This is a genomic window from Actinoplanes sp. L3-i22 (genome assembly GCF_019704555.1).
GTDB lineage: Bacteria > Actinomycetota > Actinomycetes > Mycobacteriales > Micromonosporaceae > Actinoplanes.
In genome coordinates this window covers 6,603,476-6,618,633 of sequence record NZ_AP024745.1, presented here as the reverse complement: position 1 = coordinate 6,618,633, position 15,158 = coordinate 6,603,476, and the positions used below count along the sequence as shown (strand labels likewise).

The following is a 15,158-nucleotide window of genomic DNA, read 5'->3' as shown; positions in this document are numbered from 1 at the left end:
CCGCCTGCCGTCTCACCCGAGGAGCACCCATGTTGTTGGTGTACGTGACCGTGGCGACCACCTGGATGAAGGCCCGCGCGCGGGAGGCCCGCCGCGACGACGGCGCACTGTCGGTCGAGCAGGTCGTCATCACCGTGGCCCTGCTGCTGGCCGCCGTGGCGCTGGCCGCGGTGATCACGGCGGCGATCAAGAGTCGCTCCGCGTCGATCGTCTGACCGGCACCCCCCGCTCTCGCTGGGAGCGGCTGCGCCGGTGGCGGCCGGCAGCAGCCCGCGACGACGGCGCGGCCACCATGGAGATCGTCGTCGTGATCCCCGCGGTGCTGCTCCTGCTGTTCTTGAGCATCCAGGTGGCGATGTACTCCGTCGCCCGGTCCGTCGCCCTCAACGCCGCGCAGGAAGGCCTGACCGCAGCCCGCGGCTACAACGGCAGCGCGGCCGCCGGATCCGCCCGCGCCCAGGACTTCGTGACCCGGGCCGGCGGCGACCTACTCACCGACACGCACGTGTCCGTCACCCGGACCGCGACCCAAGCCACCGTAACCGTCACCGGCTCCAGCCTGTCGCTGGTACCCGGCCTGCACTGGCAGATCCGGCAGAGCGCCACCGGCCCGGTGGAGAGGTGGATCGAATGACCTGGCGACCCTTGCGCCGGCCTGCGGTGCGCGACGACGGGTCCGCCGCCCTGGAACTGGTCATCCTGGCCCCGCCGCTGCTCACCCTGCTCGCCCTCGCGATCATCGGGATGCGCATCGAGGTCGCCGGCGCCACGATCGAAGGGGCAGCGCACGACGCGGCCCGCGCCGCCAGCCTCACCCGCAACGCCGGCGACGCCGCCGCGGCCGCCATCACCACCGCCCGCGCCGGGCTGCGCCAGCAAGGACTGTCCTGCACCCCGGACGTGGTCGTCGACACCAGCGGCTTCGCTGCCCCCGCCGGACAGGTCGGCACCGTCCGGGTCACCATCGGCTGCACCGTCTCGTTCGCGGACGTGACCGGGCCCGGCCTGCCCGGCTCCCGCCGCATCACCAGCAGTTTCACCAGCGTGATCGACGTCTACCGGGGCAGAACCGTTGGGCTCGGCAGCCCCGTAGCGCCGCCCGCCGTCAACCACCGCGGCGGTGCCGTATGACCCGCCCGCAGGGCGTCATCGATCGACGTTCGTCCCGGCTCGTGCGGCCAGGGCACTTTACAACCGTCGATAGCCGGCACAGGTCACACATCTCGCCGATGAACGGATTTCTCGGATGAGCGTTCCGAAGCGAAAGCCTGAAAAGCCACGCCGGTCCAAGGACGACTGGTGGGACGACCCGAAGACCAGCCGAACCGGCAACGACGCTCCTGCCACGCCGGTGGTCGACGACTCTCCGGCCACACCGGCGGGCACCGGCGGGCCGGCATCGGCTATCCCCGACGACGCCCTGCTGTGGGTCCTGTTCATCGGGTTGATGATCACCGTGCAACTAGTGACCAGTCTGGTGGCGGGGCCGCTGGACCAGCCGTGGAGCAGCATCGTCATCGTGGCCGGCTACGCGCTGGCGCTGCTGCCGCTGGCGTGGTGGCGACTGCGCCGTGCGCGCCGACCCCGACCTGAACGCGATGAGCACCGGCGATGACCGCGCGGCGTGCCATAACTGACCCCGGCATGCAGGCCTGTTCTCGCCGGGCCCGGCCCGATGAGGGCAGCATCTCGCTGTTCGTCGCGGTCGCCGCGTTCGGGGTCCTCGCCGCGATCGGCCTCGCCGTCGACGGCGGCGGTCGGATGCGCACCCTGCAGCACGCCGACAACATCGCCGCCGAAGCGGCCCGCGCCGCCGGGCAGGCCATCGACCTGAACGAGGCCGCCGCCACCGGCAACAAACGGCTCGACCCGGACGCCGCGGCCGCCGCCGGGCAGCAGTACCTGGCCGTCGCCGGCGTCACCGGCACCATCACGATCAGCGCCGACCGGCAACAGGTCACCGTGACCGCCACCGACCACTACAACACGATCTTCCTCGGCATCCTCGGCTACGGCCGGCTCACCGTCGAGGGCCACGGCGCCGCGCAGCTGCTCACCGGCTGACCAGAACAAAAGGGGGAACACCATGGCCTCACGTGCTGTGCGCCGCACCGGGCAGATCCTCACCGGGCTCGCCGCGCTGATCTGCCTGCTCGCGATCGCCGCCGGCGCCCCGGCCGCCCTGATCTGGCTCGGCGGGAACCCGCTGCCCGGCCACCTGCCCACCCTCACCGCCCTGAGCGACCTGCTGACCCGCCCCGACGACGGCACGACCTTCCTCGCCACGATCACCGTGCTCGGCTGGATCGCCTGGGCCTGGTTCACCATCCCCGTGATCATCGAAGCGATCGCCCGGCTCCGCGGTGTACGCACCCCCCGGCTGCGCGCGTTCACCACCCCGCAGAAAGTCGCCGCCGGGCTGCTGACCGCGATCGGGCTGCTCACGTCATCACCCGCGCTCGCCGCCGCCACCCCCGGACCCGCCTACGCCACCCCACTCACCACCAGCACCGCGGTCGTGCACCACACCGCCGGGCCCGCCACCCCGGCATCACCGGCCGGCCCACACCACGCCGCCCACACCACGCCGGCCAGCCAGCAGGCGCCCGGGGTGTACCGGGTGGCGCCCGGCGACCGGCTGGCCGCCATCGCGGACCGCTTCCTCGCCGACGACGACCGCTACCCGGAGATCGCCCACGCCAACCCGGCCCTCGAACGCCGCGACCACCGCTTCCCCGACCACATCGAACCCGGCTGGACCATCCGGCTCCCCGCCGGGGCGCAGGACCACGGCAGCCGCGACCACGCCCACGGCACCGTCCTGCACCCCGCCCCCAAACCCCAGCCGGCCACACCCGGCGCGCCAGGCACAACAGGCCAGGTCTCGGGTCAGGACGAGGCCGGCCCGGCCGGCGCCACCGCACCGCCGCCGGCGACAATAGCGCCCGCCAGCACCCCCGGCACCGGCCCGGCAACCGCCGCCACCAGCATGCCGGTGCCCTCCGCGGCCGCGACCTCGACCGGCGCACCCAGCAAGGCCGCGACCACCCCCACCGCTCCGACCGCCGCAGCCACCGCCGCGCGCCCGGCCCACACCGCAGCCAGCGGGCCCGCATCCACCCCCGCCGCCGGGCCGTCGGCCGCGCCTGACCAGCCTGCGGCCCCGGCTGCCCCTGCCGCAGAGTCCAGCGACGCCGTCGACGCCGCGATCACCGGCACCCTGGCCGGGGCAGGCATCCTGGCCGCACTGCTGCTGAGCATCCTCTACCGGCGCCGCACCCGGCAGCGCCAGCACCGGCGGACCGGCCGCCGCCTGCCACACCCCGCGGCAGGCGCCACCGAACAGGCGCTGCTGGCCGCCGCGCAGCCCGCCGACGTCGACCGGCTCGACGCCGCCCTGCACCACCTCGCCGCCAGCCTCGCCGGCTACCCCGTCCAGAACCTGCCGGACATCGCCGGCGCCTGGATCACCACCGGCCACGACCAGCACGGCGGCGCCCCGGTCATCTCCCTGATCCTCACCCGGGCCTGCCCGAACCCGCCGGCGCCGTGGCTGTCCGACGGCACCCACTGGATCCTGCCCGCCGACGTCGACCTCGACCCGAGCGCCGAGCACTTCACCCCGCTGCCCGCCCTGGTCACCGTCGGCTCCCAGCCCGGCCAGCACCTGCTGCTCGACCTCGAACGCCTCGGCCGGGTCACCGTCGTCGGTACCCGCGCCAACACCAGCGGCCTGCTGCGATACCTGATCACCGAACTGGCCTGCAACCGGTGGTCCGACGACGCCGACATCACCAGCGCCGGCCTTCCCGAGGCCGAAACCGTGCTGCTCGCCGCGCTCAACCCCGACCGGATCCAGGCCACCACCGACATCCCCGCCGCCTGCGCCCGGATACGGCGCCGGATCACGACCGTCACCACCACGCTGCACGACACCGGCACCGCCGACACCCTGACCGGGCGGCTCACCGACACCGGCGAAGCCTGGGCGCCGCGGATCCTGCTCGTCGCCGACCCGGACGCCCCGGCCCGGACCGCCCTCGACGACCTCGGCACCGACCTGACGGCCGCCGGCCGGTGCGCCGCCGCGACCGTAGTGGCCACCACCACCGTCAGCAGCCCCGGCCACGACCAGCACACCCTGACCTTGCTCGACAACGGCGTGCTGCAGATCAGCCTCGCCGCGCACGGCACCCCGTTCCTGGCCACCGAGATCCGCGCCGCGACGCTGCCCGTCGCCGAACTCGCCCCCCTCGCCGAGATCATGACGCAGGCCCGGGCCGCCACCGACGAACCGGTCCCGCCCGCCGCCGAACCCGAACCGTGGGCCCTCGGCGCCGATGCGGCCGGCGGCCTGCTCCCGCACCACCTGTTCACCGCCGCACCCGATCCCACCACGGTCCCGGCCGGCAACCAGGACCAGCCGGCCGCACCGGCCGCCGCCACACCCGTCGACGCCCAGCCCGCGCCGGGCCAGCCGGCCATCCACCCCGTCCCGGCCCTCGAAACAACGGCCTGCCGCGACACCCGGCCGGTCCCGCCGCAGCACCGCAGCCCGGCCGACCCCGACCTCGACGCCGACCTGCAAGCCTGGCACGACCAGGACCCGACCCGCCCCCTGGTCAGCATCCTCGGACCCGTCACCGTCACCGCCCCGGGCACCGAACCCGACCGGCGCCGCTTCTACGCCGAAATCATCGTCCTGCTGACCGGCCGCGGCACCCGCGGCATCACCGGAGACCAGATCAGCGAAGCCCTCTGGCCCAACCAGAAAGTCTCCCCCTCATCGAGGCGCGTCGCGATCACCCGCGTCCGCCGCTGGCTCGGCGAAACCCCGACCGGCGAGCAATGGCTCCCCGAAATGGGCTCCGACCGGCTCTACCGGCTCACCCCCGGCGTCCTGCTCGACTGGCACCTGTTCCGCCGCGCCCGCACCCGCGGCGAGGCCCTCGGCCCCGCCGGCATCCCCTACCTGCGCGCCGCCCTCGACCTGGTCCACGGCACCCCGCTCGACGGCGCCGACCGCGCCTACGCCGTCGGCGCCCGCACCCCGTACGCCTGGCTCCCCGAGTCAGAGCTCTATCCAGGACACATCGTGTCCGCCATTGTCGACACCGCCCATCGGCTCGCCGAGCTCTACCTCGACAGCGGCGACCACACCAACGCCCGCTGGGCGGTCCAACAGGCCTGGACCGCCGACCCGGACCGCGGCGACGACGGACCCTGGCAAGACCTCATGCGCATCGAACACGCCGCCGGACACCTCGCCGAACTCCGCAACCTCGTCGGCGAACTGATGCGCGCCCGTGACGCCGAGTATCCCGAAGACCTGGCATCGAGCACCTACACCTGGCTGCGTACCTTGGCCCCCGATCTGCTCAGCACAGGCACGTTCACCGGCTAGCGCGTTGGGTATGAACGTTCGCCGAGCCTGACTGGTTATGCGGCCATGAGCCGGGCTCGGCCCCAACGTTGCTTGCGTTGCTGCGGACACTCACGCGGGCTCGTCCGCGTTGTTGGGCGGCCAGTACGACGTCGCTGGCGACCATTCGCGCCGGAAGCGCCTCTGCTGGGGCCGCGCCGGTGATGCCGGCCAGGTGCCGCAGCAGATCCTTGGCCTGGTAGGTAGCGGAGATCGTGTGCTGGCTGCCGGGATCGTCGGCGGGGTGCAGGTACTCGACAAGGGCGGCTGCGCCGTCCAGAGTCGACGCCGACCTTCACGAACCGGTCCAGCAGCCCCACGAGATCGCCAAATGTCAGTACGTCGGCCGTGGCCGCGCACGTTGCCCGCTCGTCGCGCCTGGGTGGTGCTCTGCGGTCCGGCTTCGTCACTCGGCCGGGCTACACACGGCATCGTTGCTCGCCGACTTTTGCGTGTTGTTGACTGTGCGGCGTTTCTCGGACGTCGCCGTGCCGGTGCCGGTGAGACGAGCACGGTGGAGGCGTGTGGCCGGTCGTAGTGTGCCGTGGTTCGTTATCGGCTTGACGGTGTTGCTGATCGTCTTCGCGTGGCTCGCGCCGGCCTCCTGGTGAACCCGGGCGGAACGGGGTGGCTGCCGGCCACGTTCGGCGCCTGCGCGCTCGTGTGCGCGGGAAACCTGTTCTGGGCGGTGAAGAACCGCCGGCCGCTGCCGAACCGGTAGCGCCCACCCGTGAACCGGCAGGTCCCCCGCGGAGCAGCGGGCGGCGATGGTGGCCCGGCTGCTGCAGTTGCGCCGGGCCGGGACACTGACCGGCGAGCACGTGCGCCTGACCGAAGCCGGGCACGGCGTCGACGAGCGCACCGTCCGCCGGTGGCTGCAACGCGGCGGCCAGCAGCAGCGGGCGCCCGGCCGGAGTGGCACCGGCTCAGTGACACCGGCCGGGAGACGTACGGGTACGTCCGCTGCAGCATCGCCGCGCTGGCTCGGGCTCGGGCCGCGTTGGTCGCCGGCGAGTCCCGGGCGGCCGGGGTGCCGGCGCCGCAGTTCCTGATCGATGATTGGAGCGGCGCCGCACCGGCGGGGCTGCGCACCCTGCAGCGTGCGTTCGCCGAGAAGATGACCCCGGGCGAGCGGGCGTACTGGAAGAGCGGCGAGGCTGGGCGGCGGGCCGCCGATACGTACCGGCCGCGGTCGTCGACGCCATGCAGCCAGGTATCAGCCGGGGTCGGTGCCAGCCTGTCCGGCGCCGAGCGTTGCCAGATATTCACCCTGTTCGGCCCGGTGAGCCGCAGGCAGCGAGATGGCCGCGGTGGCCCCGGCCGTCTCGGTTCTGGGCACAGCCTGAAGCCGACGAGCGCCCTCTAGTAGACACTTCACCGTCTTCAGACGTCTGCCAGGTGAAGCCGGGCACTGCCTGACCCGAGTGCAGGAGGAGTCGTGGAGATCTGGATCCCCGTCATCATGACCGCGCTTACTGGTGGTCTTGGAGCGATGGTCACTATAGTCCGCGCTTGTCGAAGTCGGTCGCTGATCATCGAGGCGCTCAAAGAGCTACGGGAGGCGCAGACGGTGGAACTTACTCTCACCGAGCTCGGGGGGTCGCGCTTGCACCTGCGCGCGGATCGCGGCCAGGACACGGCGATCGACTGATTGCATGGCCACGACCAGCAGCTTCGAGCTGTCCGGCGAGGACTCCTCGCCGGACAGCTCGGCAGGCTTCAGGCAGTTCTATGAGAGAGCGTCTGTCGATCTCATTTCGTATGGGATTGCTTGCGGGCTGAGCCACCACGATGCTGCTGACATCGTGCAGAACGCGATGCTCGGTGCCTACCTGGCGTGGGACAAGCTTCGTGACCTGGGCTATGAGCGTCAGGAAGCTTACGTAGTCCGATCGATCCGAAACGGGGCATACGACCAGCACCGTGCTCATGGCCGTCTTGCTCAGCTGCTGGACAAGATCGGTAACCGGCAGAAGACCTCCTACGTCCAATGGGATGAGACCCCCGGAGGGGGTGAAGCCGGAACGCCGGTGCTTGATCTGCTGCGCAGTCTTCCGGATCAGCAGCGCCAGGTTCTGGGCCGGAAGGCGGAAGGCTGGACAACGCCGGAGATTGCCGCGCATCTTGGTATCAGAGACACGACGGCCCGTACCCATTTGCAGAAGGCCAGGAAGAAGCTTCGGGAACTATTGGCGGCATGGGAGGCGAGCAATGACGAAGGATGAAGCATCGCGCGACGTGCCGGCCGCCGAAGAGCGAATTTTGTTCGACCGGGCCGCCGCCGAAGCGGCGCGCCACCTGCGATTCGATGCTGACGCGGGTATGGCTGATCTGATGCGCCGGGTCCAGGATCACCAGAAAGAGCCTAATGACCAAGCGGAAGCCAGCAGCCGTAGTGGGATGTATCCCCAGCAGCTGACCGCCCGCCCCGAGCGGGTCGGCAAGTACTTCGTTCGCGTCCCGCAGCCGCCCGACTACACCAAGCCCGGGATCTTCGCCGTCGGTGGCGGGGTGCTGGTCCTGATCGGGCTCATCACGGCGAGTGCCAGAAGCGGTGCCTGTCTCGTGCTGATCCTGCTCATTGCCGGCGTTGTGGGCGGATTCCGCGGCGCCCGCGACCTGATCAACCGGCGCAACGCGTACAACGAAGCGATGGCCCGCGCGTACCCCCGCGCCACCGACGAGGAGATGGACGGCTACCTCACCGAGGGCACCAACCTGGCGGTGGGGAACGCCAACCGCCAGCTGAAGATCAACCCCAGCGGCGAGCTCACCATCCAGCGGGGTGTGAACCTGCTGGTCTTCTCCGGCTTCCCGGCCTCGGCGTACGGCTTCGACCTGCGGTTCGCGATCGGCGACGACAACGCGGTCCGGGCCTCGCACTACAAGATCCTGGTGGTGTTCGCGACGAACTACCGCTTCTCCACCTACGAGTGCATCTGGGAGATGAGCACCGGGGCGACCATCGCCGACGGCACCAAGGAGTACCACCTGCAGGACGTCGGCGGCCTGGAGACGGCCAGCGACCGGATCAGCTTGCCGCTGCACCGGACCGGCCTGACCGAGGAGGGCTCCGAGGACGACAAGCCGGTGGAGTTCACCCAGCGGCAGTTGCTGCGCCTGATGGTCTCCGGCCAGCCGGCCATCGAGATGGTCATGGGCATCTCCGGCGACGCCCGGTTCCGGATCGCCAACGGGCAGCCGCCGGAGTTCCCCGCGCCCGAGGACATGATCCACCAGCTGCGGCAGTACCTGCGCGACCACAAGTGGCTGGCTCGTCCCCCGCAGCAGTACCTGCGGACGTCGTTGGAGGGCGGTGCGGGCCTGGGCAACGTTCCTCCGGAGCCGCCTGGTTAGACCACCGATATCGCGAAGGGTCAAGTCTCAGCGACTACTCGAGGCCTTGTTGTGGTGCCCTCGTAGTGTCCGGCGCATGCCCGTGCACCAGTGCGCCTACTTCGCGCTCTCTTCCAGCCAGGTGTCGGCTGCTGAGTTCACCGCCCGGCTGTTGGTTCAAGATGAGACGGCAGCCGGCCTATGACCTCGTCACACCGTCACTCAACGAGTGATCACGATGAACATCGATCACTCTTGGCGGGACGGAACCCCGTTGTCGCTGACAAAATCACCGGATCGTCACAGAGCCGTCACCGCCCCCGGTGTAGCGCTCAATGAGGGCTTCGAGTTGTGAGGCAGCGCAGAGACCGGTCCTTTTGTTGGCGAGAGGCCGGGTTTGACCACTCATACCCCTGACGACACACCGTGCTGTTCCGCGGCGGTAACGATCCGCAGCTGTCGGTGTGTGGTCTCAGGAGATGCTTGACCGTTTGTCGTCGAGACATGCTTGACGTCAGCCAGGGTGGGCGTCTTTGCCGCGGGCTCGGAGACGCGCGATCGGTGTGGTGTCCTCGCGAGGCCGGATGGCAAGCTCCTCGCCGTCAGCTGCTGAGTCGGCGGTGGGGGTCCGCAACTGGCCGGTCCTGGCCGTGCCGGCCGGTGAACTGCGTGCCGTTGCCCGAGAGCAGCTCGAACGGCGCGTCTCCGCCAGTCCGGGCTTGCCGTCGGCCTCGAAACGGGCCCGCCACGTATGCAGCGACTGCCGCGATGTCCTGTACTGGGCAGCGACCTGCGTGATCGACGCGCTCGCCAGCGCCACACGCACCGCCTGATACCGGTATGGTTCTGTCGGTCAGTGTCAGCGCCAGATCTATCCGTTCTCGGGCGCCACTAACTTCTGCCGCGAGCTCGTGTCGGTGAGTTTCGGCGCCACCGTCATTTTCACGTTCAGGTGAGCCTGGTCCCTGGCGGCGCGAGAGCCTCGGCGGCGAGGTCTGTGGGTTAGTCGAAGCCTCGGTAGGTTCCGGTCGCGTCTACAGCGTCCGCGAAGTCGGCGAAATCCATGTTGGCGATCGAAAGGTTCGCCGAGACATCGGCGTAGAACTGCACCGGAACGCGGAAGCTGCGGCCTGGTTCAGTGTCCAGATCGACAGCGAGAAGCGGGTGCTCATCATCAGCCAGAGTCTTCGAGTCGACGACAAACAGGTAGAACACCTTGTCGTCGATGTCGGCGGCGGCGTCTGCGTCAACGAGTTGTTGGACCGTCGCGCCGGCATACACGGTGTCGCTGACGAAGGTGGCCATCCGGTAGTCGCCGATCCTGCTCAGACTCTCCATGAAAGCTTCCCAGCGACGATCGTCGTCGAAGTCCGTGCGAAGGACTAGCGAGGTCAGGTCATCGGATTGAGGCAACGACTGCATTGAAAGATCATCTCAGGTGTAGAAGACAGCGCAGGGCGCTGACCTTGGATTTGTTACCGAGTTCGAGCGCCACCGGCTGGCCGCCTCGATCGGGTGTATTCGATGTCGCTGAGTTTCAGCGCCACGGACTGCGGTGGGAGCATCGGCTGGTCGGGACGGAGGTCCGCCGATGCCGCGGATGTCGAAGGTCGAGCTGTTCGCGGCGATTCGTAGGGAGTCGCGGGCGGGCATGTCCGGACGGGCCATCGCGACCAAGTACCGGGTCAGCCGGCACACGGTCAGCGACGCGCTGGCGTCGGCATGGCCCCGGGAACGCAAGCCGTTGCCGCCACGGCCGTCGGTGCTGGACCCGTTCAAGCCCGTCATTGACGACATCCTCAAGGCGGATCTCGACGCGCCGCGCAAGCAGCGGCACACCGCGAAACGGATCTACGACCGGCTGATCGACGAGCACGGCATGCACGGCGTCTCCTACCAGGTCGTCCGGGGCTATGTCGCCGAACGCAAGCCGAAGATTCGGGCCGAGGCTGGCCGCGGTCCGGTCAATGTGTTCCTCCCCCAGACGCACCGGCCGGGTGAGGAGGCCGAGGTCGACTTCGGTGAGGTTGTGATCAACCTGCGCGGCGAGCCGGTGACCTGCATGTTGTTCTCGCTGCGGCTGTCGTTCTCTGGCAAGGCGGTGCACCGGATCTTCGCCTCGGGCGGCACCGAGGCATTCCTGGAAGGCCATGTCCACGCGTTCACCACGCTCGGCGGTGTTCCGACGGGCAAGATCCGCTACGACAACCTGAAGGCCGCGGTCGCCCAGGTGCTCGGCTTCACCCGCCAGCGGGTGGAAACAGCCAGGTGGATCGCCTTCCGATCCCACTACGGCATCGACGCCTTCTACTGTCAACCAGGCATCCAGGGCGCCCACGAGAAGGGCGGCGTCGAAGGGCAGATCGGCTGGTTCCGCCGCAACCACCTCGTCCCAGTCCCACAGGTCGACTCGTTCGAGCAGCTCAACGCCATGGTCGACGAGTGGGACGCCGCTGACGACGCCCGCCGCATCGGCACCCGCCCGCACACCATCGGCGAGCACTTCGCCGTCGAGCAGCCGCAACTCACGCCGCTGCCTGACGAGGAGTTCGAGACCGGCACCTGGCTGACACCACGGGTCGACCGGTTCAGCCAGGTCACCGTCCGCACGAATCGCTACTCCGTGCCGGTCCGCCTGGTCGGCCGGCAGGTCCGGGTCCAGCTGCACGCCTCCGACCTCGTGATCTATGACGGCCGCACCCCAGTGGCCCGGCACGAACGCCTGATGGCCAAGTCCCGATCCCGGCTCGATCTCGACCACTACCTGGAAGCGCTGCTGCGCAAACCCGGCGCGCTTCCCGGGGCCACCGCGCTGGAGCAAGCACGGGCGGCGGGCAAGTTCACGCCGGTGCACGACGCCTGGTGGGAAGCCGTCCGCCGGGTCCACGGCGACGCCGCCGGCACCCGAGCCCTGATCGAGGTCTTGCTGCTGCACCGGCACATGCCTCACGACCATGTCGTCGCCGGCCTGGCCACCGCTGTCCGCGCCGGCGCGTTGACTGCCGACGCGGTCGCGTTGGAGGCTCGCAAGTTCGCCGAGACCGACGACCACCGGTCGCTGGATGGCCCGACGATGCGGCACCCGGCCGGGAACGTGGTGTCGCTGACCGAGCGGCGGCTGGCGCAACTGCCACCCGACCGGCGGCCGCTGCCCACGGTCACCGCCTACGACCAGCTCCTGCGCCATCGCCGCACCGTCGAAGGGACCGGGCCATGACACGACACCGAGGACTCACCGAGCAGGCCGCTGACGCCGCCGTCGACTCCGCCTGCCGGCTGCTGCGACTGCCCACCATCCGCTCGCAGTTCAGTGAGCTGGCCGAGGCTGCTGCCCGCGATCAGATGACCTACCGCGGCTTCCTCGCCGAACTGCTGATGGCCGAGTGCGACGATCGGGCCCGGCGGCGTTCCGAACGCCGGATCAAGGCCGCCGCGTTCCCGCGCGACAAGAGCCTTCGCACCTTCGACTTCGACGCCAACCCGAACGTCGACCCCGCCGTCGTCCACACCCTCGCCGCCTGCGACTGGGTGAAGAAGGGCCTACCGCTCTGCCTGATCGGCGACTCCGGCACCGGCAAGTCTCACCTGCTCATCGCCCTGGGCACCGAAGCCGCGATGGCCGGCTTCCGCGTCCGCTACGTGCTGGCCACCAAACTCGTCAACGAACTCGTCGAAGCCGCCGACGACAAGATCCTCGCCAAAACCATCGCCCGCTACGGCCGCGTCGACCTGCTCTGCATCGACGAACTCGGCTACATGGAACTCGACAAACGCGGCGCTGAGCTGCTCTTCCAAGTGTTGACCGAACGCGAGGAGAAGGCATCGGTCGCGATCGCCTCCAACGAGTCGTTCTCCGGCTGGTCCAAGACCTTCACCGACCCGCGGCTCTGCGCCGCGATCGTCGACCGGATCACCTTTGGCGGCAACATCATCGAGACCGGCACCGACTCCTACCGCCTCGCCCAGACCCGAGCCCGCGCCGAAGACGCGACTCGCACGCAAACCTGAACCGGTCGGCTCATGGACACCGACGAACCCCGCGACGACCTCCTGCCGCTACTGCTCGAAATCTGCGAAGACTTCTTCGCCCACGCTGCTCCCGCCGTCCACCACGACCTCGACGACCTGCTGCAAGCCAGGCACATCACCGGCGGGCCCGGATGGCTGATCGACATGCTCGCACTCACCCGCCAACGCCTCGAGACCTCGCCCGAACCCGGCGGATCACGGCCTGGGCGGGCGGCCAACTCGCGCGAGAGTGGCGCTCAAACTCACCGACATTGATCAAGCCGACCAGCCCGAGCCGGCTCCGAAACTCGCTTAGAAACGGCCCTCGTTCTCGCCGACATAATCACCGGTACTCGACCAAAGCCTGCTGATCCACGACCGCCCCGAGCCACCCGAACGGGGCGCCGAGAAGAAGATCAACTGTCGGGCCTGATCGTCAAGCATGTCCCGATAACAAACGGTCAAGCATGCCCTGGGACCGCACATTGACAGCAGCCCATCCGGAGCGGGTCACCACACCGGGGCGGCCTCGAATGCACATCGTCTGTAGTCGAAGTCTGGTCCCGTGCGGAGACGGTCAACCAGTGCCTTGGACGGACCGTAGTCGGGGTTGACGTGCCGGCCGAGGAGTATGGCGGCAACCGCTGTGGCGCCAGCTGCTTTGAGCGCGAAAGCCAGTGACTGGGTGCGGCTGCCGGTGGTCCAAGTGTCGTCGATGAGCATCACGCGAGCCCCCGCAGCACCGCCGGGCGGGAGGATGAACCTGTCGGTATGGAAGCGACGGTCTTCCGCCGGATAGCGAGGATTGGCCTGAGGATTGAGCGCAGGGAGCCACAGCCGGCTGGCAACGATGCTATTGAGGGGATGAACTCCCGCTCGAGCCCTGGTGGACGGCACGGTGACCATGTGCGTGAACGGACCGCCGAGGGCGGCGGTCAAGCATTCCCAGTGATAGGCGATGAATATGATCGCCAGCGAGGAAAGGCTGCGCTTAGCCTGAACGGAGGGTGGCGCGGCCTTGTAGACGGCAAGGTTGTGCGCATGCTGCGTGTGTTTGATCGCATAGGAGATGGGCGCGACCACATCGGCCAGCTGGCCGCGGGCCTCCATGCGATGCTGGTCGCACTGGTAGCAGAGTTGAAATCCTTCGCTGGCGCTGCTGCGGCATACCGTGCAGATGCCGGCACCGGGCGGAAGGGGATTACGCAGGTAGGTGCTCTGCCGCTGAACCAGGTCGACTTCGGCCGTCTGTGCGGCCGTCCACTCTCTAAGTGTTGGCAAGGCGCGGCAGACCCTCCAGCGCGTCGTCGGAATCCGGGATCTGCTGGACGATGCGTTCGACGGCCGCGATGAGCTCGCTGGCCGTGCCGACTACGACGACGCCGGGCCGACTGGCGTAGTCACGGGCCCACTCATGTACCAGCAGCGAGTCGGCGAGCACCACCGGCCGGCCGTGCTGCAACGCGAGACGAGCTTGGATGCGCGCACCGCTTTTCTCAGCAGCCTCGACGACGACAGTCGCAGCGGAGTAGCCGCTCATCACGGCGTTCCGCATAGGGAAGCTTTGTCTGGTCGGCGAGGCCTCCGGCCAGAACTGGCTGATTACCAGGCCGTCACGGACGATGCGCTGCTGCAAGGGCCGGTTCGGCGCAGGGTAGTACCGGTTGACTCCGGTGCCGATGACAGCGACCGTGCGACCACCGGCTCGCAGTGCGGCCGTATGCGCGGCGGTGTCGATGCCCAGAGCGAGTCCGGAGACGACGGTGCATCCTGATTCCGCAAGGGCTGAAGCGATCTTCTCGGCGGTGTCGATGCCACGGTCGGTGGGTTTTCTGGTTCCGACGACAGCAACGGCACGTCGGTCCTCAGCCAAGGTGCCGCGGGTGAATACCAGCGGCGGCATCTCCCGGATGTCGCGTAGCCGCGCCGGATACGTGGTGTCGAACAGAGTGTGCACCCCGATGCCGTCGGCTTCCCACGCCTGTACCTCGGTAAGAGCGGAGTTGAGAGCGGTGGTCACCGCGGCATCATCGGGAAACAGCGTGTCGCGGTCGCCGAGCGTCCGCTCGAGGACACTTATGGCGTCGCCGCCGGTCAGTACGTCCGAGGTGATCTCGTGCCAGTGGGCGCCGGGCCGTCGGAGCAGGGCGATGAGAGCTGTCACCTGCCCCTGACGGTCGTGTCGCATGGCAGTGATCCTAGAAGCAAGCGCGGTGAATGGCAGCGGCGCGGGAGCCATTGCTGCTCCTCCCTTCAGATGAGCTTGGCCATTATTATCGAACGGACGTACGACAATTTCGGCTGACCAGGATGTTCGTACACCAGCCCCGCCCTGAGATCCGAGCTCCTTAGGGCTTGGCTGTCAGGTTTTCACCCCGCTGAGCGCGCCACC

Annotated in this window: 17 protein-coding genes and 1 pseudogene; 14 read left to right on the top strand and 4 right to left on the bottom strand. The window is 69.2% G+C overall.

The features are described from left to right. Window positions 1–29 precede the first annotated feature (29 nt). From L3i22_RS29825 to L3i22_RS29780, 11 genes are all read left to right on the top strand, one after another. A complete protein-coding gene (locus tag L3i22_RS29825; protein WP_221320836.1) occupies window positions 30–215 on the top strand; it encodes a hypothetical protein in 186 nt (61 codons plus the stop codon). A gap of 77 nt (window positions 216–292) precedes the next feature. Continuing rightward, window positions 293–634 (top strand): TadE family protein, encoded by a 342-nt coding sequence (locus tag L3i22_RS29820; RefSeq protein ID WP_221320835.1) that lies wholly within the window; start codon window positions 293–295, stop codon window positions 632–634. Continuing rightward, complete coding sequence (locus L3i22_RS29815) at window positions 631–1,131, top strand: TadE/TadG family type IV pilus assembly protein (RefSeq protein WP_221320834.1); 501 nt, start codon at window positions 631–633, stop codon at window positions 1,129–1,131. Before L3i22_RS29820 ends, L3i22_RS29815 begins: the two co-directional genes overlap by 4 nt. A gap of 115 nt (window positions 1,132–1,246) precedes the next feature. Beyond that, window positions 1,247–1,615 carry a hypothetical protein gene (locus L3i22_RS29810; RefSeq protein ID WP_221320833.1) on the top strand — a complete coding sequence of 123 codons (369 nt, stop codon included), beginning with the start codon at window positions 1,247–1,249 and terminating at the stop codon, window positions 1,613–1,615. Beyond that, window positions 1,612–2,064, top strand: coding sequence for a pilus assembly protein TadG-related protein (locus tag L3i22_RS29805; RefSeq protein ID WP_221320832.1), 453 nt, complete (start codon window positions 1,612–1,614; stop codon window positions 2,062–2,064). The genes L3i22_RS29810 and L3i22_RS29805 overlap by 4 nt, the downstream gene beginning before the upstream one ends. Before the next feature lie 22 nt (window positions 2,065–2,086). Next, entirely contained in the window at window positions 2,087–5,404 is a 3,318-nt protein-coding gene (locus L3i22_RS29800; RefSeq protein WP_221320831.1) for a LysM peptidoglycan-binding domain-containing protein, read from the top strand. A gap of 604 nt (window positions 5,405–6,008) precedes the next feature. Continuing rightward, window positions 6,009–6,143 (top strand): hypothetical protein, encoded by a 135-nt coding sequence (locus L3i22_RS53780; RefSeq protein WP_255657255.1) that lies wholly within the window; start codon window positions 6,009–6,011, stop codon window positions 6,141–6,143. A gap of 150 nt (window positions 6,144–6,293) precedes the next feature. Beyond that, window positions 6,294–6,788 carry a hypothetical protein gene (locus tag L3i22_RS29795; protein WP_221320830.1) on the top strand — a complete coding sequence of 165 codons (495 nt, stop codon included), beginning with the start codon at window positions 6,294–6,296 and terminating at the stop codon, window positions 6,786–6,788. 72 nt (window positions 6,789–6,860) lie between these two features. Next, a complete protein-coding gene (locus L3i22_RS29790; protein WP_221320829.1) occupies window positions 6,861–7,073 on the top strand; it encodes a hypothetical protein in 213 nt (70 codons plus the stop codon). Between the two features lie 4 nt (window positions 7,074–7,077). Beyond that, window positions 7,078–7,647 (top strand): RNA polymerase sigma factor, encoded by a 570-nt coding sequence (locus L3i22_RS29785; RefSeq protein ID WP_221320828.1) that lies wholly within the window; start codon window positions 7,078–7,080, stop codon window positions 7,645–7,647. 175 nt (window positions 7,648–7,822) lie between these two features. After that, window positions 7,823–8,779, top strand: coding sequence for a hypothetical protein (locus L3i22_RS29780; RefSeq protein ID WP_221320827.1), 957 nt, complete (start codon window positions 7,823–7,825; stop codon window positions 8,777–8,779). Window positions 8,780–9,272: 493 nt separating this feature from the next. Here L3i22_RS29780 and L3i22_RS54675 read toward each other — a convergent pair. Both L3i22_RS54675 and L3i22_RS29775 read right to left on the bottom strand, forming a co-directional pair. Next, window positions 9,273–9,593, bottom strand: a pseudogene (locus L3i22_RS54675) (hypothetical protein); the annotation flags it as partial. Window positions 9,594–9,760: 167 nt separating this feature from the next. Continuing rightward, window positions 9,761–10,180 (bottom strand): hypothetical protein, encoded by a 420-nt coding sequence (locus tag L3i22_RS29775; RefSeq protein WP_221320826.1) that lies wholly within the window; start codon window positions 10,178–10,180, stop codon window positions 9,761–9,763. A gap of 178 nt (window positions 10,181–10,358) precedes the next feature. Between L3i22_RS29775 and istA the strand changes: the two genes are divergently transcribed. Genes istA through L3i22_RS29760 form a run of 3 tightly spaced genes read left to right on the top strand, consistent with a single transcriptional unit; the run spans window position 10,359 to window position 13,042 of the window. Next, window positions 10,359–11,975 (top strand): IS21 family transposase, encoded by a 1,617-nt coding sequence (gene istA, locus L3i22_RS29770; protein WP_221330219.1) that lies wholly within the window; start codon window positions 10,359–10,361, stop codon window positions 11,973–11,975. After that, window positions 11,972–12,766, top strand: a complete 795-nt coding sequence (gene istB, locus L3i22_RS29765; RefSeq protein WP_221320825.1) for an IS21-like element helper ATPase IstB — start codon at window positions 11,972–11,974, stop codon at window positions 12,764–12,766. Before istA ends, istB begins: the two co-directional genes overlap by 4 nt. Before the next feature lie 12 nt (window positions 12,767–12,778). Then, a complete protein-coding gene (locus L3i22_RS29760; protein ID WP_255657254.1) occupies window positions 12,779–13,042 on the top strand; it encodes a hypothetical protein in 264 nt (87 codons plus the stop codon). A gap of 234 nt (window positions 13,043–13,276) precedes the next feature. Here the strand turns inward: L3i22_RS29760 and L3i22_RS29755 are convergent, their stop codons facing one another. Then, window positions 13,277–14,047 (bottom strand): hypothetical protein, encoded by a 771-nt coding sequence (locus L3i22_RS29755; protein WP_221320824.1) that lies wholly within the window; start codon window positions 14,045–14,047, stop codon window positions 13,277–13,279. Further along, window positions 14,034–14,954 carry a DNA-processing protein DprA gene (locus tag L3i22_RS29750; protein WP_221320823.1) on the bottom strand — a complete coding sequence of 307 codons (921 nt, stop codon included), beginning with the start codon at window positions 14,952–14,954 and terminating at the stop codon, window positions 14,034–14,036. Before L3i22_RS29750 ends, L3i22_RS29755 begins: the two co-directional genes overlap by 14 nt. Window positions 14,955–15,158: the final 204 nt, after the last annotated feature.